The 18,967-nt window shown below is 66.7% G+C and carries 21 protein-coding genes and 2 tRNA genes; 9 read left to right on the plus strand and 14 right to left on the minus strand.

Features of this window, described 5'->3' with window-relative positions; genetic code table 11:
* Positions 1-337 precede the first annotated feature (337 nt).
* Positions 338-514 carry a hypothetical protein gene (locus tag ACTWLI_RS12485; protein ID WP_445154138.1) on the minus strand — a complete coding sequence of 59 codons (177 nt, stop codon included), beginning with the start codon at positions 512-514 and terminating at the stop codon, positions 338-340.
* An 816-nt stretch (positions 515-1,330) separates the two neighbouring features.
* Here ACTWLI_RS12485 and ACTWLI_RS12490 point away from each other — a divergent pair.
* Positions 1,331-1,942 (plus strand): hypothetical protein, encoded by a 612-nt coding sequence (locus ACTWLI_RS12490; RefSeq protein ID WP_445154139.1) that lies wholly within the window; start codon positions 1,331-1,333, stop codon positions 1,940-1,942.
* On the opposite strand, the gene ACTWLI_RS12495 is transcribed toward ACTWLI_RS12490, so the two are convergent.
* The 3 genes from ACTWLI_RS12495 to ACTWLI_RS12505 all read right to left on the minus strand — a co-directional run bounded on the left by ACTWLI_RS12495 (position 1,889) and on the right by ACTWLI_RS12505 (position 3,490).
* On the minus strand, positions 1,889-2,281 hold the full coding sequence (locus ACTWLI_RS12495; RefSeq protein WP_445154140.1) for a hypothetical protein: 393 nt from the start codon (positions 2,279-2,281) through the stop codon (positions 1,889-1,891). The two genes, ACTWLI_RS12490 and ACTWLI_RS12495, sit on opposite strands and share 54 nt — an antisense overlap.
* A 58-nt stretch (positions 2,282-2,339) precedes the next feature.
* A complete protein-coding gene (locus tag ACTWLI_RS12500; RefSeq protein WP_445154141.1) occupies positions 2,340-2,894 on the minus strand; it encodes a hypothetical protein in 555 nt (184 codons plus the stop codon).
* A 101-nt stretch (positions 2,895-2,995) separates the two neighbouring features.
* Positions 2,996-3,490 carry a hypothetical protein gene (locus ACTWLI_RS12505; protein ID WP_445154142.1) on the minus strand — a complete coding sequence of 165 codons (495 nt, stop codon included), beginning with the start codon at positions 3,488-3,490 and terminating at the stop codon, positions 2,996-2,998.
* A 326-nt stretch (positions 3,491-3,816) separates the two neighbouring features.
* Here ACTWLI_RS12505 and ACTWLI_RS12510 point away from each other — a divergent pair, with 326 nt between their 5' ends.
* Positions 3,817-4,017: a hypothetical protein gene (locus ACTWLI_RS12510; RefSeq protein ID WP_445154143.1), complete on the plus strand. Its 201-nt coding sequence runs from the start codon at positions 3,817-3,819 to the stop codon at positions 4,015-4,017.
* Positions 4,018-4,583: 566 nt separating this feature from the next.
* On the opposite strand, the gene ACTWLI_RS12515 is transcribed toward ACTWLI_RS12510, so the two are convergent.
* Positions 4,584-4,736: a hypothetical protein gene (locus ACTWLI_RS12515; protein WP_445154144.1), complete on the minus strand. Its 153-nt coding sequence runs from the start codon at positions 4,734-4,736 to the stop codon at positions 4,584-4,586.
* Between the two features lie 278 nt (positions 4,737-5,014).
* Here ACTWLI_RS12515 and ACTWLI_RS12520 point away from each other — a divergent pair, with 278 nt between their 5' ends.
* The 3 genes from ACTWLI_RS12520 (at position 5,015) to ACTWLI_RS12530 (ending at position 7,701) form a co-directional block, all read left to right on the plus strand.
* Positions 5,015-6,508, plus strand: a complete 1,494-nt coding sequence (locus tag ACTWLI_RS12520) for a glyceraldehyde-3-phosphate dehydrogenase (protein ID WP_445154145.1) — start codon at positions 5,015-5,017, stop codon at positions 6,506-6,508.
* A 64-nt stretch (positions 6,509-6,572) separates the two neighbouring features.
* Positions 6,573-6,782, plus strand: a complete 210-nt coding sequence (locus ACTWLI_RS12525) for a hypothetical protein (protein ID WP_445154146.1) — start codon at positions 6,573-6,575, stop codon at positions 6,780-6,782.
* 121 nt (positions 6,783-6,903) lie between these two features.
* Positions 6,904-7,701 carry an HNH endonuclease family protein gene (locus tag ACTWLI_RS12530; RefSeq protein ID WP_445154147.1) on the plus strand — a complete coding sequence of 266 codons (798 nt, stop codon included), beginning with the start codon at positions 6,904-6,906 and terminating at the stop codon, positions 7,699-7,701.
* A 27-nt stretch (positions 7,702-7,728) separates the two neighbouring features.
* On the opposite strand, the gene ACTWLI_RS12535 is transcribed toward ACTWLI_RS12530, so the two are convergent.
* The 5 genes from ACTWLI_RS12535 to orn form a co-directional block, all read right to left on the minus strand.
* Positions 7,729-8,691, minus strand: coding sequence for a 1-phosphofructokinase family hexose kinase (locus tag ACTWLI_RS12535; RefSeq protein WP_445154148.1), 963 nt, complete (start codon positions 8,689-8,691; stop codon positions 7,729-7,731).
* A 43-nt stretch (positions 8,692-8,734) separates the two neighbouring features.
* Positions 8,735-9,307: a peptide deformylase gene (gene def / locus ACTWLI_RS12540; protein ID WP_445154149.1), complete on the minus strand. Its 573-nt coding sequence runs from the start codon at positions 9,305-9,307 to the stop codon at positions 8,735-8,737.
* A 29-nt stretch (positions 9,308-9,336) separates the two neighbouring features.
* Positions 9,337-10,491, minus strand: coding sequence for an acyl-CoA dehydrogenase family protein (locus ACTWLI_RS12545; protein ID WP_445154150.1), 1,155 nt, complete (start codon positions 10,489-10,491; stop codon positions 9,337-9,339).
* A gap of 103 nt (positions 10,492-10,594) precedes the next feature.
* Positions 10,595-10,667 (minus strand) — tRNA-His (locus ACTWLI_RS12550).
* A 131-nt stretch (positions 10,668-10,798) separates the two neighbouring features.
* Positions 10,799-11,446 carry an oligoribonuclease gene (orn, locus tag ACTWLI_RS12555; protein WP_445154151.1) on the minus strand — a complete coding sequence of 216 codons (648 nt, stop codon included), beginning with the start codon at positions 11,444-11,446 and terminating at the stop codon, positions 10,799-10,801.
* Between the two features lie 158 nt (positions 11,447-11,604).
* On the opposite strand from orn, the gene mptB reads away from it, so the two are divergent.
* A complete protein-coding gene (gene mptB / locus ACTWLI_RS12560; RefSeq protein ID WP_445154152.1) occupies positions 11,605-13,170 on the plus strand; it encodes a polyprenol phosphomannose-dependent alpha 1,6 mannosyltransferase MptB in 1,566 nt (521 codons plus the stop codon).
* Positions 13,171-13,320: 150 nt separating this feature from the next.
* Here the strand turns inward: mptB and ACTWLI_RS12565 are convergent.
* Positions 13,321-13,393 (minus strand) — tRNA-Arg (locus tag ACTWLI_RS12565).
* 229 nt (positions 13,394-13,622) lie between these two features.
* On the opposite strand from ACTWLI_RS12565, the gene ACTWLI_RS12570 reads away from it, so the two are divergent.
* Positions 13,623-14,150, plus strand: coding sequence for a single-stranded DNA-binding protein (locus ACTWLI_RS12570; protein WP_445154153.1), 528 nt, complete (start codon positions 13,623-13,625; stop codon positions 14,148-14,150).
* 88 nt (positions 14,151-14,238) lie between these two features.
* Positions 14,239-15,921, plus strand: coding sequence for an energy-dependent translational throttle protein EttA (ettA, locus tag ACTWLI_RS12575; RefSeq protein ID WP_056738333.1), 1,683 nt, complete (start codon positions 14,239-14,241; stop codon positions 15,919-15,921).
* Positions 15,922-16,000: 79 nt separating this feature from the next.
* Here ettA and tesB read toward each other — a convergent pair whose 3' ends face one another.
* Complete coding sequence (gene tesB / locus ACTWLI_RS12580; RefSeq protein WP_445154154.1) at positions 16,001-16,981, minus strand: acyl-CoA thioesterase II; 981 nt, start codon at positions 16,979-16,981, stop codon at positions 16,001-16,003.
* 63 nt (positions 16,982-17,044) lie between these two features.
* Between tesB and ACTWLI_RS12585 the strand changes: the two genes are divergently transcribed.
* Positions 17,045-17,704, plus strand: a complete 660-nt coding sequence (locus ACTWLI_RS12585; protein ID WP_445154155.1) for a hypothetical protein — start codon at positions 17,045-17,047, stop codon at positions 17,702-17,704.
* A 131-nt stretch (positions 17,705-17,835) separates the two neighbouring features.
* Here the strand turns inward: ACTWLI_RS12585 and ACTWLI_RS12590 are convergent, their stop codons facing one another.
* Together ACTWLI_RS12590 and ACTWLI_RS12595 are read right to left on the minus strand one after the other, a co-directional pair.
* Positions 17,836-18,294 (minus strand): globin, encoded by a 459-nt coding sequence (locus ACTWLI_RS12590; protein ID WP_445154156.1) that lies wholly within the window; start codon positions 18,292-18,294, stop codon positions 17,836-17,838.
* 1 nt (position 18,295) lies between these two features.
* Positions 18,296-18,952, minus strand: a complete 657-nt coding sequence (locus ACTWLI_RS12595; protein WP_445154157.1) for a mechanosensitive ion channel family protein — start codon at positions 18,950-18,952, stop codon at positions 18,296-18,298.
* Positions 18,953-18,967: the final 15 nt, after the last annotated feature.

Below are 18,967 nucleotides of genomic sequence, written 5' to 3' on the forward strand. Positions count from 1 at the left end.
TTCCCGTTCGAAGGTTCTTCAACCTTCAAATGGTACTTGCTGCCATTGCTGGCGATCGGGAGCATGTCGTAGAGGGTTTCCTGACGCCCGCTCCGGCCGGGTCTCACGCAGCGGCGTCGGGCTATTCCGTTGTGGCGGGGGGAGTTGTGGGCAGGTCCGCCCATTGCAGGGTTGAAAGGTTCAAAGAACCCCGGCCGGCCTTCACCAGGGTACGCTCCGGTTGTTTACCCGTCCCCTCGCATGCAAGAAGTCCGCCACAGCTGGGGGAGCGGCGGGCTTCGCGCCTGCTCGCAGTATGGGTTCGACCTACGTGACAAGTCTGCGAATTGCAGAGCGCCTATGCGGTGAGTTCAAGTTGTTTCTTGTTCGATGGGTTTCCGTCGGCGGAGGCCTGCATCCGGGCCCACAGGTTCCGGACCTTCCGCACCTGGTAGGTGGGTTTGCCGTCGGCGTTGACCTCGATGGGTGCGAGCTTGTTCCGGCGCACCCACTGCCTGATCCGGGCCTGCGGCAAGGCCTCGCCTGTGATGGGACGGAGATCATGCGAGACATTTCCGCGGTCGTGCCGTGGTGGATGCCAGCGGAACTGATTGCCCGTCCCCGCCACTCCGTCAAATCGCATTCGGACCGGCATTTGTGGCAGCGTGCAACGGCCCGCCCGGGTGCTGTGAACACTGCTGCCCCGCACTCGGTCCCGTCCGTCTGGGTGGGGCACATCCCGGCGAACACCCGTTCCGCGCCCCGGTCCGTTGCGCGGCGAGCCGCGTTGAGGGGGTCCCGAAGCTCGTGCATCAGGTCGCCGGCCCAGTCCCGCCGCCTGGATCTGCTTGACCTGGTTCAGTAGGCGCTCCGCGACCCGGGGCGGGCTGAAGTGGGGGCTGACCACGGCGAGCTGTTCCGCCCACCCTCGGAGGCCGGCGGCGAGCTGGTCCCCGTATTCGATGGCCTCGAAGTTGCCGGGTGCAGCCGGGACCGAGTGGCCGCTGGACCCGATGGACGCGGCGCCTCTGTCGAGGCGGGCCGCGGTGACCATGAGGTTCGCCGACACGTCCCTGACGTCCCGGAGGAGGGTTTCGAGCCGGGTGGTGCAGTTGTGGCAGGGGGTCACCCCTTGCGCGTTGGTTGGGTGTTCCCCGCCCGTGCACTGCGCTTGTTCGACCACTTGGCTCCCCCCTCCGATACCGCCGCTTAGCACTGGTACGTCTAGCAAGTTCTACGCGTTTGAAACTCGATTGGTGCCGTCATCGTGCCCAGCGTCGGTTTGTGGCTGAAGGTTCGAAACGAACAGCAAGATCCGACCGCTGTAAGGGCGCTCAAACAACATGCAAAATTGCGTGAGGAGTTGCCGGAGATTAGTCGGGGGCCAATTGAAAGGCTCATCACGTTCGAAGCGGAGAAGTACGCCTCCGAGCGGATTAGGCGGGGAACCCGAACGCTCAACTGGAGTGGGATCGGCGCGCTCCTGTTTGTGGCGTTCCTAATCGGTGCGTTGATGGCAGCTCTCATCTTCTGGGCCATGCTGTGGTGGCCGGCATACATTTTCGTCGTACCCGTGGGTATTTTCTGTGGCGTAGGGCTCGCTGCCAGCGGAAGACAGCAGGTATACACGTACAGTGAGCCCACTGGTGGCGCGCAGGATCCGAGCACTAGTGCGTCTACCGCCCCGGACTCCGCCCCAGCCACTGGAGCCCACCAGTGGGGCCATGCCTTAGGCGCCCCCGGCAAGCGCACGCAGTTCCCGCGGCACAATCACGGGCACCAGCTGCTGTTGTTCGGGGGTGAGGCCGAGGGCGCCGAGAATCCGGCGGATGGCGTCGGCGACGAGGAGGCCCTGGGATTCGGCGAGCTTGACCTTGCGTTCTTCGATGCCGGCACGGAGGGCGAGGGCTCAGACTTTGGCGAGGTGGTCACGTTCCTTGAGGTAGAGCTCGTACCAGACTGACGGGCCGGCTTTCTCGGTGGTGCTGTCGACGGGGCCCCGCGGCCCGACACCCTGTTCGGTCTGGGTCTTACCCCAGACCAGCTGCTCGGCTTCCTGCTTCTGGACCTTGTCTCGGAGCCAAGCCACATGCCCGGCGGTCCGGTGGATCTCAGCCAGCAAGGCTCTGCCGGGGTCGACGTCGATGGGCAGGCCCACCGTGCGGACGGCTTTGGCCATGGTTTCCCGGGCCGCGGCCTCAGCAACGCACCGCTCCGCCGCCTTCTGCAACTGCGGAGCCTTGCCGCCTTGCCGCCATGCCGCCAGCAGCGTGCAGCGCCCTCCGCTGGCGTGAGCTCGCATGTCCTGCCGGCCTTCTTGCCCTTGAGTTTCGCGCCGCACGCATTGGTTCCCAACATTTTCAGTGGCTTCTCCTAACCTGCCGGGATCTATCGATTTTCGTTCGATACCCAGCTACCCGGTCCGGGATTGTCGGGCGAATCCTCCGGTTTGGATTTAGATGCTCAATTAGGGCCTGCCGCGATCCGAGCCATCTGCCCTCCACTTCGGCTTCTGCTGCCCCCTCCACGGCCTGAGTCTTCAAGAAGCGATTTTCGAATAGCACTATGAAGAGATCCCCGGACAATCCGTAGGCTGCAGCAAGTCGCTCGGTCTGCACAGGTGCGACTAACTCCAGATGGCGGCGAATCAGATTGATTTGACCTGTAGCCTGGTTCATCTTCAACAAGACGTCGTCAAGTGCCAAGGGGCTCAGGTCGTTTTCTGTCGTGCTCCAGAACATCAGCCGGATTTCATCGACCACAGCGATGAATTCGGCACACAGCTTGCGTACGTCGTATGCCCTTTGGGCATCGTGTTGCCACCTGATTCCTGCCAAGCCCATCAGTGACCCGAGGACAACACCGATGATGCCGACGATGGGCCCCGTCCAGTCTGGCGCCGACTCAACGACCACGGTCGCGGCCTCACAGGGAATAATCATGTCGATTCTCCGGTCTTGACGGGCTGCGGCGCCAGTACCCAGTTACGTTTCTTGGCGCCGCAGTCCCGTTGCACTTAGTTTTCTTTGGATTCTTCAGGGGTGTTGATGCTTCCGATAGACCAGCCGCTGAGCTTTGACAGCCTTCCGCGCCACAGGGGCATCTTCTGGTGTGTGTTACCTGAAACAAGGTAGGCGTCCCGCATGTGGATGAAACGGGGAGCCGGGGCGGGTCGGTTCTCTGCTTCGCGGGCGGCGAGCATTTCTGCTTTTTTGTCCGCGAGGTCCGACGCCACTTCGGTGAAGGCGGAGGCGAATGCCGCGCCGGCTGGTTCAAGGAGTTCGGACATGCGACGCCGCCATTCCTTGGCGCTGATAGCGATGCCGGAGATCGCAACACCATCGATGGTGACCGTGAGACCCAAGCTTCCCTCGCCGTCGTCGCGCCGGCCGTGGGCCATGGCGAGCATTACTTCAAGCAGGAGGTCCTGACCGGCGACATCGTCCTTTGTAAGTCCATGCGGGTCTGTAGAGAAGTCATACTCCTCTTCTGTTTCTGTTACTTCACTCAATGCGGCACAGCCTTTCGTAGTCGTGGTGGGCGGACGGCCACTTCGAATACTAGTGGCGAGCCCCGACATCAAACCGGAGTTCCCTAACGGTTGATCGTGGGGAATCAGTCGTTTGCGGATGGCGCCGGGTTAGCATGCCGCATGCACATAACTCCCGACCTTGCAGGGCTCCTTGCCCAGGTGTTCCCGACGCTTCTCATCGCTCTCCTCCTTGAGGGGAGATTCTTGAAGCCAGGACTTTCGCCAGATGGTACAACCTCGCGCACTTTACCGTCCGCTATGTCGCGCTTATCGGCTCGCTTACCTCCACTTTTCTGTGTCTCATAGTGTTCGGTTTCAAGCTCTCATTCGATTTTGTGGACGTCATCGTCACGACGGCTTTCTTGACGCTAATGGGGGCATTCGTATTCATGGTGGGTGACATCCTCGGTAAGGAAATGGCTAAGACCGTAGAGCAATTCTTCGGCGGGCAGGAGACCGCGCCGGCCTCTGTGCCGGTGAAAGAAGAAGCGAACTCCTGCTCCTGACCTGCCCCCGGTCTGGGCTGGAACCTGATGTAGCCCCGACTCATTGTTTTAGAATGTGGACATGAATTCCGGGGGAGCGTCCGAGCTTGGTGTGTCCCTTCACGCTGAGTCGGATTTGATGTACCGAAAGGGCCTGACGGTGACCCGGATCGCTGACCTCTGCTTCGCCGTGCGGCAGACGGTGGGCTGGCATATCCGGGCGCAGCGGACCCTCCCCCGGACATCGAGGCGGAGCACCTGGCGAACCGGCCGGTGGCGCGGCGGCCGACCCCGCGTGGCTGGAGACACTTGCCGCGGTTGACCGAAACGCTGAAGAAGTACGGGCACCTATGGCCGGATGACGACACCCGGGCTGCAACCCTGACTGATGGGCTGGTGAAGGTGATTGCGCATGAATCGCGCATAGACCCGGAACGGCCGCGGAGTGACGCGGTTTCGCCGGTAACCCGGCGTATCGGTCAACCCATCCACCCCAAACAGCACCGGCCGGAGCGGCCGGCATACGGCGAAGGGCCGGCACCCGGAGGTGCCGGCCCTTCGCCGTTGGTTTGAGGTCTTGGCCTAGGTCAGGCCTTGGCCTTGCGCTTGACCCAGCCCCAGGCGGCGGTCGCGACGAACAGGACGAGGCCGATTACGGCCAGCCAGAGCAGGCCCTTCACGACGAAGCCGAGGACTGAGAGGATCAGCCAGATGACAAGAAGTGCAACGATGAGTCCCATCCGTTCATCCTACGTCACAGGCGCCCCGCCAGCCCCACGGCCGTGTGAGTGACTTCACGCCGCCTCCGGCTTCCGGGGGCGCGGCCCCGCCCTAGAATGGATAGCGAACGTAGATGTTCTGCCACCGGGTCTGCGTTCGCAGCCGGTGGCTTTTTCTCTGCAGTTCACGCAGGCGCCCGGGGTGGACCGAATCCCCGCGGCGCCCAGGTTCCGGAGACCCGCCGGCGGCCGACATCCGTATACGAGGGCGTATGCGGGGATTCTAGGAAGGTAGTTCTGTGAGCCAGACGTCAGATTCTTGTCTTGATACGTGGATGGGCCGTGAGGCGCTCGCCGAGGCCATGATCCCGGTCATCGGCCGGCTGTACCGCGAGAACAACGTGGTGACCTCCATCCATGGACGGAGCCTGATCAACAAGTCCACCATGAACATCCTCAAGGCCCACCGCTTCGCGCGCCGCATGAGCAAGGAAGAGCTGCGCCTGGAAGAGACCGCGCCGCTGCTGGACGCGCTCACCAAGCTGGATCTCGGCGCCGCGGCCATCGACATCGCCCGGCTGACCGAGAAGTACCGCGCGGAGGGCGAGGGCGTCAGCCTGGACGCCTTCCTGCGCCAGGAACTCGCTGAGGTTGTGGGCAAGCGCGGCGGCGACGACCGCACAAGCACCGACGTCGTCCTCTACGGCTTCGGCCGGATCGGCCGTCTGCTGGCCCGGCTCCTGATTGAAAAGGCCGGCGGCGGCCACGGGCTGCGGCTGCGCGCAATCGTCGTACGCCGCGGGTCTGATAACGACCTCACCAAACGGGCGAGCCTGCTGCGCCGCGACTCGGTGCACGGCTCCTTCGAGGGCACCATCAAGGTGGATCTGGAGAACGACACCATCACGGCCAACGGCGTGCAGATCCAGGTCATCTACTCCGACAACCCGGCCACCGTCGACTACACCGCCTACGGGATCAAGGACGCGCTCGTGGTCGACAACACCGGCCGGTGGCGCGACGCCGAAGGTCTTTCCCAGCACCTGCAGAGCAAGGGCGTCTCCCGGGTGCTCCTCACCGCTCCGGGCAAGGGCGATCTCAAGAACATCGTGCACGGCATCAACCACGGCTCGATCACCGACGAGGACAAGATCGTCACCGCGGCCTCCTGCACCACCAACGCGATCACCCCGGTGCTGAAGGCGATCAACGACCGCTACGGCGTGGTGCACGGGCACGTGGAAACGGTCCACTCCTTCACCAACGACCAGAACCTGATCGACAACTTCCACAAGGGCGACCGCCGCGGGCGCTCCGCCGCGCTGAACATGGTCATCACCGAGACGGGCGCCGCCAAGGCCGTGGCCAAGGCGCTGCCGGAGCTGCAGGGCAAACTCACCGGCAACGCCATCCGGGTCCCCACCCCGGACGTGTCGATGGCCATCCTGAACCTGAACCTCGAGAACGGCACCACCAAGGACGAGGTCAACGACTACCTGCGCGAGATGTCCCTGCACTCGGACCTCCGCAAGCAGATCGACTACATCGACTCGCCCGAGGTCGTCTCGACCGACTTCGTCGGCTCGCGCCGTGCCGGCATCGTCGACGGACTCGCCACCATTTGCAACGACAAGAACCTGGTGCTTTACGTCTGGTACGACAACGAGTTCGGCTACAGCTGCCAGGTGGTCCGGGTCATGGAGGAAATGGCCGGCGTCAACCCGCCGTCGTTCCCCGCCAAGGACGCGGCGGCCACGCTGGCCGCAGCCGGCCTGCCGGTCGAAGTCGGCTAGGACGCTTCGCGCTTTCCCGGCCGGTCTGCTGGCATCGGCCGGGAAAGCGAACCACAATAAAGCCATGGAACAGAACCCGGCTGTGGAGCACGAAACCACCCTCGAACACGCCCTCGATGTGGCACGCAGCAACGCCAAGGAAGCCAAACGCCTCCTCGACGACGCCCGTGCCAAGCGCGAGGCCGGCGAGATCGACGACGCGCGCGTAGCCCAGCTCGAAGCGCTGCTGAAGCTTGCCGAGGAGGACCTGCGCCGGGTCACCCGGGAGCAGTAACGCCTCGGACCTGACGGGCACGCCGCGGACTTGTCCTGCACACTGTGGAGAACCCCGCGGCCGCTTCTGCCCGTGCCTAGGCTGAGGTTGTGTACCCGCCCCGGCCCTGCGCCAACCCTCCGTGACCGCGACCTGGCGCGACTACCGTCGCGCCCGGCGCCGGTCCCGGCAGGCGTGGGCGGTGCTGGCCGCGGCTCTGCTGGCAGCCCTGGTGCTGCCGGTGTGGTTTTTCGCCGCAGGCCAGTTCGCCTTGACCGAACCGCGGGGGACCGGGCCCAGCGCCGCGCCCGTGCTGGCGCGGGGCTGGATGAAACCCGTCGCAGCGGTGCGCGCCGTCCCCGGCGGGAGCGCCGCCGACGCGCTGGAAGCGCTGCCGGTGAGGGATCCGGCCGGCGTCGGCAACTACAACCGCAGCGCCTTCGGGCAGGCGTGGTTCGACGTCGACCGCAACGGCTGTGACACCCGCAACGACATCCTCCGCCGGGACCTCCCGGGGGCCAGCTTCGCCGCGGGATCCCGCTGCCGGATTGGGGCCGGGACATTCCAGGAACCCTACACCGGGCGGACGAAAACGTTCCGCCGGGGGTCGGGCTCGAGCAAGGACGTGCAGATCGACCACGTCGTCGCGCTGGGGGATGCCTGGCGGACGGGCGCCCAGCAGCTCACGGCGGTCCAGCGCCAGCACCTCGCCAACGACCCGCTGAACCTGATCGCCGTCGACGGCCAGGCCAACCAGGACAAGGGCGCCTCCGACGCCGCCGCCTGGCTGCCGCCGAACCGGAACTTCCGCTGCCACTACGTCGCCCGGCAGATTTCGGTAAAGGCCGCCTACGGGCTCTGGGTGACCCCTGCCGAGAAGGACGCAATGAAGCGGGTGCTCGATTCCTGTCCGGAGCAGCCCACGGTGCTGCCCCGCTGAGGCGCCGCGCGCGCGGCGGCTTACCGCCTACGCGCCGAAGTCCTGGGCCGCGAGTTCGGCCTCCAGCCGCTCGACGTCCTCCCGGTGGCAGAGCTCCGTGGCCACCGTGGTGACCGTTGCGCTGCCAGCCGCGACAGCGGAGCGGAACGCCTCCGGCAGGGGCCTGCCCTGCGCCAGCCGGAGCACGAACGCGGCCAGGAAGCTGTCGCCCGCGCCGACCGTGCTTCGCACGCGTACCTGGGGGACCGCCAGCCGCAGGGTGCCCTCCCTGGAGGCCAGCACCGCGCCCTGCCCGCCGAGGGTCAGCGCAACGTGCTTGGCGGTCCCGTCGGCCACCAACGCCATCGCCGCGTCGAGTTCACTTTGCTCGCTGTCCAGGACCGTACCGAAGTGCAGCCCGAGCTCCCGCCGGCTGGGTTTGATCAGGAAAACCCCCTCGGCCAGGGCCGCGGCCAGGGCAGGGCCGGAGGCATCGACCACGCAGCGCGCACCCTGTTCCCGGGCCAGCCGGGCCACCTGGGCGTAAAAGTCCTCCGGTACCCCCGGCGGCAGGCTCCCGCTGGCGACGACGTACCCGCCCGGCTGGATGGTGTCCGCCACGAGCGCCAGGCACAGGCGCCACTCCGGTTCGCTCAACTCCGGTCCCTGCAGCACGAAGCGGAACTGTTTCCCGGTGCCGGTCTCGTCAACCGTGAAGTCCTGCCGGGTGCTGCCCTGGACGGGGACCACCAGGGACGGAAGCCGTTCGGCTTCGATCAGACGCCGGTAGGCTTCCCCGGTGGGTCCACCCGCGGTGTAGATGGCCAGCGGACGGCCGCCGAGGCGCTGCACGACGCGGGCGACGTTCACGCCGCCGCCGCCCGGATCCAGCCGGCTCGGCCCGCAGCGCAGCTTGTGCCCGCTGGCGACCGTCTCGGTGGTGGTGCTGATGTCCAGGGCCGGATTGACGGTAAGCGTGAGGATCGGCTTCGCCGCTGCGGTGGCTTCCATGGGCCAAGCATAGGAGCCCGGCCGGCCGGTGTCGCCGGGCTGCTTAGTGGCCGAACGGGTCCGGGTCCACGCCCGGCATCCAGGTCAGCCCGGGGACGCCCCAGCCGCTCTTCTTGGCCTGCTTCATCGCCTTGCGGGAGTAGCGGTCCATCAGCCGGTTGACGTAGAGCTTCCCGTCGAGGTGGTCATACTCGTGCTGCATCACCCGGGCGAACCAGCCGGTCGCCTCGAAGTCCACCGGGTTGCCGTCGCCGTCAAAGCCCTGCACCCTGGCCCACTCCGCCCGCTTGAGCGGGTACTGGCCGCCCGGAAAGGACAGGCAACCTTCGACTTCCTCATCCGGGTCGGGCAGCGCACCGGAGACCTTCGAGAGGGTCAGCACCGGGTTGACGACCACGCCGGACGGCGGCGCGCCGTCGTCGTTCGCGTACTTGTAGACGAACAAGCGCTTGCCCACCCCCACCTGCGGAGCGGCGAGTCCGACGCCGTTGGCGGCGTCGTTGGTCTCGAACATGTCCGCGATCAGGGTGCGGAGGGCGTCGTCAAAGACTTCAACCTCTGCGGCCCGGCGGTGCAGGACGGGCTCGCCCCAGATGGTGATGGGAAGGACTGTCATGGGTTTCCTTTGCTGCGGCCGGCGGCTGGTTAACCGGCGATGGTGCGGCCGACGACGTCGCGCATGATTTCGTTCGTGCCGCCGAAAATGGTGAGCAGACGGGCCGCGAGGTAGGCCTGCGCGACCGGGTACTCCATGATGTAGCCGTAGCCGCCGTGCAGCTGCAGGCAGCGGTCGGTGACGGACTTGGCCCGCTCCGATGCCCACAGTTTGGCCCGCGCCGCGGATGCCGCGTCCAGCTCGCCGGCGTTGAAGGCCAGGACGGCCCGGTCCACGTAGCTCTCCGTAACTTCCACCTCGGTCAGGATGTCGGCCAGCTCGAAGCGGCTGTGCTGGAAGTCGATGATCCGCTCGCCGAAGGCGTTGCGGTCCTTGGTGTACGCGACGGTCGTCTCGTAGACGGCGCGGACGACGGCGGACGCCGCCACGGCGATCGCCAGCCGGCCCTGCGGCAACTGTGCTGCCGCGTACTGGAGGCCCTTGCCTTCCTCTCCGACCAGGTCCGCGTGCGGCACGCGCACGTTGTCGAAGAACAGCTCTGCGGTGTCGGAGGCCTTCAGGCCCATCTTGTCCAGCTGTTTGCCGGTGCTGTAGCCCTCGCCCTTGCGGACCATGAAGAGGGAGAAGGAGTCGTGGTTTCCGCGTCCGGTGCCGCCGTCGGTGCGGGCCAGGACCAGGGACGCGTCGCCGGAGATGCCGTTGCCGATGAAGGTCTTCTGGCCGCTGATCAGCCAGTCGTCGCCGTCGCGCACTGCCTTGGTGCGGATGCCGCGAAGGTCCGAGCCGGCCCCCGGTTCGGTCCACGCGACCGAGGTGACCGTCTCGCCGGAGACCATGCCGGGCAGCCAGCGGGATTTCAGGTCCTCGGAGGCGTAGGCCAGCAGGTGGGGGAGGACCATGTCATCGTGCAGATGGAGGGCCAGGCCCACGGCGAGGTGGTTGCTCCGGGCGAACTCCTCGTCCAGCACGGCGCGGAAGCGGTAGTCGTCCATGCCGAGGCCGCCGAATTCCTCCGGCACAGCGAGGCCCAGCAGGCCCTGCTCGCCGGCGGCCGTCCACAGTCCGCGGGAGATCATGTGGTCCTGGTCCCACTGGCTGTAGTGCGGGGCGACGGCGCGGGTGTTGAACTCCGCGGCCATCTCGCGGAACATCTCGTGGTCTTCTTCAAAGAGCCGGCGTTTCATGGCGGATCCTTCCCTGCACGGACGACTGGACAGACAACAAAGGCCGCACCGGATAACCGGTGCGGCCTTTGGCAAGGTCGGACAATGTGCCGTCCTTGGTGAGGGTGAGCGACGGGGGTTGAACCCGCGACCTCCTGGACCACAACCAGGCGCTCTGCCAACTGAGCTACGCCCACCATGTGCCCTGCTGGACCCTCCGGCGAACCGGCGGGCTGCTAAGGCAACGACAAATAGCTTACCTGCTCTTCGGGAGTGGTTTTGCCACTTTGGCGGAATTCGCCGAAATTTTCCCCAAACGTGGTGGAGATTACTCCGCCGAAGAGGTGGCCGGGGCGTCTTCGGCTGCGCCGGCCGGCGCCATGATGGACTTGGCGATCCGCTGGGCGGTGGCGCTGTCCGGCCCCGGTGCGGGCACGAAGACGGCTTCCCGGTAGTAGCGCAGCTCGTCGATGGAGTCCTTGATGTCGCCCAGGGCGCGGTGGCCGCCGAGCTTCGCGGGGGACTGGAAGTAGGCGCGGGCGTACCAGCGCCGGGAGAGCTCCTTGATGGTGCTCACGTCGATCACGCGGTAGTGCAGGTGTTCGACCAGTTCCGGCATGTCGCGGACCAGGAACACCCGGTCGGTGCCGACGGAGTTGCCGCCCAGCGGCGCCTTCTTCGGGTCCGGCACCCACTTCTTGATGTAGTCGAGCACGAGGGCCTGCGCCTCGGCCATGGTCTTGCCGTGGGGAAGCTCCGCGAGCAGCCCGGAACGGGTGTGCATATCGCGCACGAAGTCGTTCATTTGGGCCAGGGCGGCGTCGTCCGGTTTGATCACGACGTCGACGCCGTCGCCAAGGATGTTCAGCTCAGAGTCCGTCACGAGGGCCGCCACCTCGATAAGGGCGTCGTTCTTGGAGTCCAGGCCGGTCATTTCGCAGTCGATCCACACGATGCGTTCGTTAGTTATAGGCACCCGCCCAGCCTACCGTTCCGCCGTCGTTGAGCGGTCCGGTGCTAGGATTTCGGGTACGCGGCCCTCGAATTTTTTGACCCCGCGGCGTGCCCGGTGGCCGCCGTGGAGGCGGGCTGCGGGCCGAACCAACCCCCAACTACAGATTGGACGACCCTGAGATGACGGCGCCTGTACCTGCGGCGGGGGGAACGGCTGCCGGTACGTCCCGCACCTCTCCGGCGGCGTCCGTCGCGGACGTCGACAACGCCCGGTCACCGATACTGGCCGGATTTGTGGGCTCGGTCTTCATGGCCATCGGCTCCCTCGGCGTCGGCTGGCTGGCCCCGGTTTCCGAACTGCGGCGGGTTCCGCTGTTCATCTGGATGCGGACCGAGGCGGTGGGCGTCGGCCTGAGCATCGTGCTGCTGGCGGTCGGCGGGATGCTGCTGGTCCGCGCCTGGCTCCGGCTGGGGCAGCGGGTCCGCACCTGGGGCCCCGGCGCACGCAAGGCAACCCTGGCGGCCGTGGCCGCGTGGGGGCTGCCGATGATGGTGTCGGTGCCGCTGTTCAGCCGCGACGTGTACGCGTACATCGGGCAGGGCCGGCTCATGGTGGAGGGGTTCAACCCGTACGAGAACGGCATCTCTGCGCTGTCCAACTATTTCCAGCTGGGCGCGGACAAGATGTGGACCGAGGCTCCTGTGCCGTATGGCCAGCTCTTCCTCTGGATCGAACAGTTCGTGGTCTGGTCCACGAACGTCCATCCCGAGGCCAGCGTCATGCTGTTCCGCCTCGCCGCCCTGATCGGCATCGTGCTGTGCATCATCTACGTACCGAAGCTGGCCGACCTCCACGGCGTCAACCCGCACCGGGCGCTGTGGCTGACCGCCGCCAACCCGCTGTTCCTCACCAACTTCATCGCGAGCGTCCACAACGATGCCCTGATGATCGGCCTGGCCCTGGCCGGTCTCTACTACTGCGCCACCAAGCGCGTGCTGCTGGGCCTGGTCCTCGTGACCCTGTCCATCTCGGTCAAGCCCATCACGATCGTCTTCCTGCCGTTCATCGGGCTGCTGTGGGCCGGCAAGAACGCCGGCTGGCCGCGTAAGTTCGTCTTCTGGGCGCTGACCGCCGGCATCAGCCTCGCGCTGCTGTACGCCATGAGCCTGGTCAACGGGTTCGGTTTCGGCTGGATCAACGGGCTCTCGGCGCCGGGCAGCATCTGGATCTGGTACGCGCCGGTGGGCCTGCTGGGCCTGATCGTCGCCTCGATCCTGAACGCCTTCAGCCTGGACGGCTGGGGAGTGGCCAAATGGGTCTACGACGCCGGGAAGCTGCTGGCGCTCGGGATCGTGGCCTGGCAGATCTTCCGCGGTGACTACGACCGCCTGATGCGGCGGCTCACGCTGGCCTTCGCCGCCGTTGTGTTCCTGGCGCCGATGATCCAGTCCTGGTACGTCGTCTGGCTGATCCCGCTTTTCGCCGTCACCGGAATCCGGGACGACTGGCAGGTCAAGGCCGTGTACTTCCTGGTGTCCTTCTTCATGGTGTACGCCATCTCGGACCAGCTGGAAGTCTTCCCCTACCTGCAGACCGAAGACCTCGGCCTGGCGCTCGCGCTGGCCCGCAACGCGGCCGCCATCATCGCCCTGCTGTTCGCGCTCTACCTGATCTTCCTGGATCCCAAAACCAAGCAGCTGTTCAGCAAACCCTCCGAACCGGTCACCACCCGCCCGGTGATCTGACCCGGCCGGCACCCCGGCTCTCCGGCCGGACTCCGGCGGCAGGCACGCGGTCCCGGTTCCCGGCAAAAATACAACACCCCCGGTCCGAAGACCGGGGGTGTTGTATTTCCCGCGGGACATCGGGCGCCGATGTTCCGCGCCATCATCCTGCGCCCCAGGAGGGAATCGAACCCCCGACCGGCGGATTAGAAGGCCGCTGCTCTATCCCCTGAGCTACTGGGGCACATGGCCTCGCCGGGCTGCTGCCGGAGACGCCTCAAGAAGTTTACAGTGCCGGGCGCGCGCACCCGGTCAGGGGGCGCGCGCACCCGGTCAGGGGGCCCCGGGGACTCGCCTCCGGACGCGCAGGTGGACGGGTTTTCCACATAGCGGCGTCCCGGCCTGCCGGGCGAGCCCATAAGGCCGGACGCTGGGAGAGCCAAGGAACAACCCAGCGAGACAGGACAAGACCAATGAACGACAGCATCACCGTCCGCGGCTTCGTGGCCACGGAGATCAAGAGCTCGACGACACCGGGCGGCGTTGCCACCGCCTCTTTCCGCATGGGGTCAACCGGCCGGCGCTTCGACCGGACCGCCAACGCCTGGGTGGACACCCACACCAACTGGTTCACCGTGCAGGGTTACCGCCAGCTCGCCGGGAACATGGGCTGCAGCATCAAGAAAGGCCAACGCGTCATCGTGGTCGGCCGGCTTAAGCTGCGCAGCTGGGAATCCGACGGCCGGGTCCATCACGCTGTGGACATTGACGCCGAGTCCGTTGGCCATGACCTGATGTGGGGTTCCGCCAACTTCATCCGCAACGCGGGCCACAGCCCGACCGACGAAGCGGCTGTCCCCGAACGGAACGACGCCGGGCCCGGGCCGGAGGACCCGTTTCGGGACTTCCCGGCCGGCGGTGACGGGGAAGCCGGCGATGCTCCGGGGGACGAGCTGGAATTTGATGAGGAGACCGGCGAGCTCAAGGACACGGCGGCCTGAGGGGCGGCGGGCCGCCAGCGCGGACGGAGATCACACACGGGGCCGGGAAAATGTGAGTTATCCGCGTCGAGCCACTAGATTTGTAGGCATGGCGGAATTTATCTACACAATGACCAAGGCCCGTAAGGCCGTTGGCGAAAAACTTATCCTCGACGACGTAAGCATGTCCTTCTTCCCGGGGGCCAAGATTGGTGTTGTTGGCCCGAACGGTGCCGGTAAGTCCACCATTCTCAAGATCATGGCAGGCCTGGACACGCCGTCGAACGGCGAAGCCCGGCTGAGCCCCGGTTACTCGGTGGGCATCCTGCTGCAGGAACCCCCGCTGAACGAGGAAAAGACCGTCCTGGGCAACGTCCAGGAAGGCGTCGGCGAGATCTACGGCAAGATCCAGCGCTTCAACGAGATCTCCGAAGAGATGGCCAGCCCGGACGCGGACTACGACGCACTCCTCGAGGAGATGGGCCAGCTCCAGGAAGCCATCGACGCCGCGGACGCCTGGGACCTCGACTCCCAGCTCGAGCAGGCCATGGACGCCCTGCGCTGCCCGCCCGCCGACGCCGACGTCACGCTGCTCTCCGGTGGTGAACGCCGCCGCGTCGCGCTCTGCAAGCTGCTGCTGCAGAAGCCGGACCTGCTGCTGCTCGACGAGCCCACCAACCACCTGGACGCCGAGAGTGTGCTGTGGCTCGAACAGCACCTTTCCTCCTACCCGGGCGCCGTCCTGGCCGTCACCCACGACCGGTACTTCCTGGACCACGTGGCCGAGTGGATCGCCGAAGTGGACCGCGGCCACCTCTACCCGTACGAGGGCAACTACTCCACGTACCTCGAGAAGAAGCGCGCCCGCCTGGAGATCCAGGGTAAGAAGGACGCCAAGCAGGCCAAGCGCCTCGCCGAGGAGCTCGAGTGGGTCCGCTCCAACGCCAAGGGCCGCCAGACCAAGTCGAAGGCCCGCCTGGCCCGCTACGAGGAGATGGCAGCGGAAGCTGACCGCACCCGCAAGCTTGACTTCGAAGAGATCCAGATCCCGCCGGGACCCCGCCTCGGCGGCCTGGTGCTCGAAGCCAAGAACCTGCAGAAGGGCTTCGAGGACCGGACACTGATCGACGGACTGTCCTTCTCGCTGCCGCGCAACGGCATCGTCGGCGTCATCGGCCCGAACGGCGTCGGAAAGACCACGCTCTTCAAGACCATCGTCGGGCTGGAACCGCTCGACGGCGGCGAGCTGAAGATCGGCGACTCGGTCAAGATCTCCTACGCGGACCAGAGCCGCGGCGGCATCGACCCGAACAAGACGCTGTGGGAGGTCGTCTCCGACGGCCTGGACTTCATCCAGGTCGGCCAGGTCGAGATGCCGTCCCGGGCCTACGTGGCCGCCTTCGGCTTCAAGGGCCCGGACCAGCAGAAGAAGGCCGGCGTGCTGTCCGGTGGCGAACGCAACCGCCTGAACCTGGCCCTGACCCTCAAGCAGGGCGGCAACCTGCTGCTGCTCGACGAACCGACCAACGACCTTGACGTCGAAACGCTCAGCAGCCTTGAGAACGCCCTGCTGGAGTTCCCCGGCTGCGCCGTCGTCGTCTCGCACGACCGCTGGTTCCTGGACCGGGTGGCCACCCACATCCTGGCCTACGAAGGTGACGAGGAGAACCCCTCGAAGTGGTACTGGTTCGAGGGCAACTTCGAATCCTACGAGGAGAACAAGATCGAGCGCCTCGGCCCCGACGCGGCCAAGCCGCACCGCGTGACCCACCGCCGCCTCACCCGCGACTAGGTTCCGCCCCGCGGCACGGCCGCACGAACCAAAAGGGCCGGTTTCCCGAACGGGAAGCCGGCCCTTTTGCGTGCGCGCGTCAGCCGCGGTCGGCCTTGCGCATCTGGTGCTGCAGGACCTTGGTCTGGACGGCGCCCTTGACCTTGTGCTTGAGGTCGGTCGGCACCCGGATCATCCCCTCCTGCGCGACGGTCGCCACGTGCCGGCCGTCGCGGCTGAAGATCCGGCCCGTCGCCAGGCCGCGGGCACCCTGGGCGCTCGGCGACTCCTGGACATAGAGCAGCCACTCGTCAACGCGGACCGGCCGGTGCCACCACATGGCGTGGTCGAGGCTGGCGACGGACATGCCGGGGGTGATCCAGCTCAGGCCGTGCCGGCGCAGGACCGACTCAAGCAAGGTGTAGTCGCTGGCGTAGGCCAGGGCAGCGCGGTGCAGCTGCGGATCATCCGGCATCGGCCCGAAGGTTCGCATCCAGACGGCGTTCCGCGCCTCCCTGGACCCCTGCGCCGAGACGTACAGGGCCGGGTCGACATGGCGGATATCGAAGGGACGTTCATAGGCCCAGTGCCGGGCCACCGGATGGTCGTACTTGCCCAGCAGGTCAGCCGTGCTCGGCAGCGACTCCGGGTCCGGGATCCCCGCCGGCATCTCGCTCTGGTGCTCGATCCCTTCGTCCTCGTCCTGGAAGGACGCGATCATCGACAGGATCGGCATGCCCTCCTGGTAGGCGTGCACCCGGCGGGCGGAAAAGGAACGGCCGTCGCGCAGCCGCTGCACGCCAAAGGTGATCGGCTGGTTGGCGTCGCCGGGGCGAAGGAAATAGCCGTGCATGGAGTGCACCCCGCGCCCGTCGGGCACGGTCCGGCCCGCCGCCACCAGCGACTGCGCCAGGACCTGTCCGCCAAAGACGCGCTGCCGGGGCTGCTTCTGCGAGGGGCCCATGAAAATGTCCTCGTCCGTCCGGGCCCCCTCCAGCTCGCCGAGGGTCAGGAGTTGGATGAGCGAGGAGGTGGGATCCTCGGTGGGCATCGCCTGCAATCCGGCTTCGGCTTCAGTCATGCAACGACTCTAGACGCCGCCCCGGCAAGGCTCAAAAGAGGCACAGCCGGTAAAGTCGGGATTGTGTCTGACCTCCTCACCCAGTCCCTGCGGTTCACCGATCCCCAAGACCTCGCCGACCTGCGCACCTTCGCGACCCGCGCCAAGTCCATCGACGACGGAGCCATCCGGCTGAACGCCGCCGGCCCGGTCCTGGCCGCCTACGTGTGCGTGCTCCGGCCCCGGCTGCTGGGGGAGTCGACGCCGACCATCCTGGGGCTGCGCACGATGGCGCTGGCCGAACCCGCGGACCTCGACGTGACCGTTCCGCTGTCCGCCGTCCTGGACCGGCTCGCCCGCGCCGGTGCCGGCGACGTCGACCTTCCCGTGCCGCCGGTGACTGTCGCCGAATCCTGGGCCGGCGTCGGAGCCCCGCGGTCCGGCTGGGAGCCGCTCGGGGCGCTGCCGGACGCCGTCCTGCGCCAGGCTGCGGATGCCGGGATCGCCGAGATTGCCGGGATCATCCCGGACAAGCCGGGGGCGCTGCTGGTGAACAACGCCCGGGCCACCGTCTGGGGCCGGCCTCTCGACAACGCCGGCGGGCTGCCTGCCGGAGCGGCCTTCGCCGCGCTGGCCCTGGGGTTCCTGGCCGACGGCGAGCAGGGGCTTTTCCGGGCCGGCCGGTGGTTCCGGCTCAGCAGCAGCCGCGGACACATCCTGGTCCGTGCCGGCTCGGGCCTCTAGGACGCTTCCGGACCACGCGCACGCAGCACTTGCCACGTGCATACCCGTCGGGGTATTCTGAACGCAGAAAGACCCCGGAGGCATTCCCCCAAGTGCCTCCGGGGTCTTTCCATGTTCGGCCTGGTGCGCTCCTAGGCCTCGGACGGACTGTTGATCATCGAGAGCGCCGCCCGCTCCATGTAATCCCAGAGCGTGCCCTCGTAGAGCGGCGGCAGGTCCAGGGCGTCGACGGCGGTGCGCATGTGGTGCAGCCAGGCATCCTTGGCCTCCGGCGTGACCCGGAAGGGCATGTGGCGCATCCGCAGCCGCGGGTGGCCGCGCTCCTCGCCGTAGGTGGTGGGGCCGCCCCAATACTGTTCCAGGAACATCAGGAAGCGGCGCTTGGCCGGGCCCAGGTCCTCCTCGGGGTACATCGGCCGCAGCAGCGGGTCCGTCGCGACGCCGTCGTAAAACACATCGATCAGCTTCACGAAGGTTTCGTGCCCGCCCACGGCGTCGTAGAAGTTGTCCGTGTACCCGGGGCGGCTGAACGGATCGTTCTGCATCAGCAGTTTGGGCAGCCGGGGTTCACCGGCGCTGGGGATGGTCATGTCATTCTCCGGCCTGTTGCTGGGGTGCGGTTCCGGCGTCGTCCGCCTGGACCGTGGGTGGGAGGTACGTGCCCTGGGAGCGGTTGCCGACCCGCAGGATCTCGCCGTTGCGCAGGTACCAGACGGTGCCATCCTCGGAGCGGACCCGGGTGATGCGCAAGCCCATGGACTCCACCGTCCCGACCACTTCCGAGGTTTCGATGACGTCGCCGATGCCGTACTGGTCTTCAATGGTGATGAAGATCCCGGCCAGGAAGTCGCGGATCAGTTGCTGGGCGCCAAAGCCGATTGCCACGCCCAGGATGCCGACGCTGGTCAGCAGCGGGGCGATGTTGACGTTCAGGTTTTGCAGGACGTACATCACCGTGATGACGACGACGAGCACGCTGACGACGCTGCTGAGCAGCGAGCCGATGGTGTTGGCGCGCTGTTCGCGCCGCTGGTGGTCCAGTGCCCGCAGCGCCGGGGCCACCCAGCGGAAGTGCGGCTTCTTGAAGAACGTGGTGCCGGCGGCCACCCGTTTGGTGATGCCGGCGATCACGAAGGACGCCACCAGCCAGACGGCCACCCCTACGCCGATGCTGATCAGCACACCGGGCAGGTTGACGGCGGATATGTCCGGAGGCGTGATGGGCTCGGCGGTGGTCAGGCTGTACATCTGCGCGGGTTGCTC

It is taken from the genome of Arthrobacter sp. Hor0625, assembly GCF_052567525.1.

Coding starts and splice junctions, on each gene's coding strand:
- ACTWLI_RS12495 (WP_445154140.1), bottom strand. CDS start 2,281: ATGCGAGCTCACGCCAGCGGAGGGCGCTGCACGCTGCTGGCGGCATGG.
- ACTWLI_RS12515 (WP_445154144.1), bottom strand. CDS start 4,736: ATGGGACTCATCGTTGCACTTCTTGTCATCTGGCTGATCCTCTCAGTC.
- ACTWLI_RS12525 (WP_445154146.1), top strand. CDS start 6,573: ATGGAACAGAACCCGGCTGTGGAGCACGAAACCACCCTCGAACACGCC.
- ACTWLI_RS12535 (WP_445154148.1), bottom strand. CDS start 8,691: ATGGAAGCCACCGCAGCGGCGAAGCCGATCCTCACGCTTACCGTCAAT.
- def (WP_445154149.1), bottom strand. CDS start 9,307: ATGACAGTCCTTCCCATCACCATCTGGGGCGAGCCCGTCCTGCACCGC.
- ACTWLI_RS12545 (WP_445154150.1), bottom strand. CDS start 10,491: ATGAAACGCCGGCTCTTTGAAGAAGACCACGAGATGTTCCGCGAGATG.
- mptB (WP_445154152.1), top strand. CDS start 11,605: ATGACGGCGCCTGTACCTGCGGCGGGGGGAACGGCTGCCGGTACGTCC.
- ACTWLI_RS12570 (WP_445154153.1), top strand. CDS start 13,623: ATGAACGACAGCATCACCGTCCGCGGCTTCGTGGCCACGGAGATCAAG.
- ettA (WP_056738333.1), top strand. CDS start 14,239: ATGGCGGAATTTATCTACACAATGACCAAGGCCCGTAAGGCCGTTGGC.
- tesB (WP_445154154.1), bottom strand. CDS start 16,981: ATGACTGAAGCCGAAGCCGGATTGCAGGCGATGCCCACCGAGGATCCC.
- ACTWLI_RS12590 (WP_445154156.1), bottom strand. CDS start 18,294: ATGACCATCCCCAGCGCCGGTGAACCCCGGCTGCCCAAACTGCTGATG.
- ACTWLI_RS12595 (WP_445154157.1), bottom strand. CDS start 18,952: ATGTACAGCCTGACCACCGCCGAGCCCATCACGCCTCCGGACATATCC.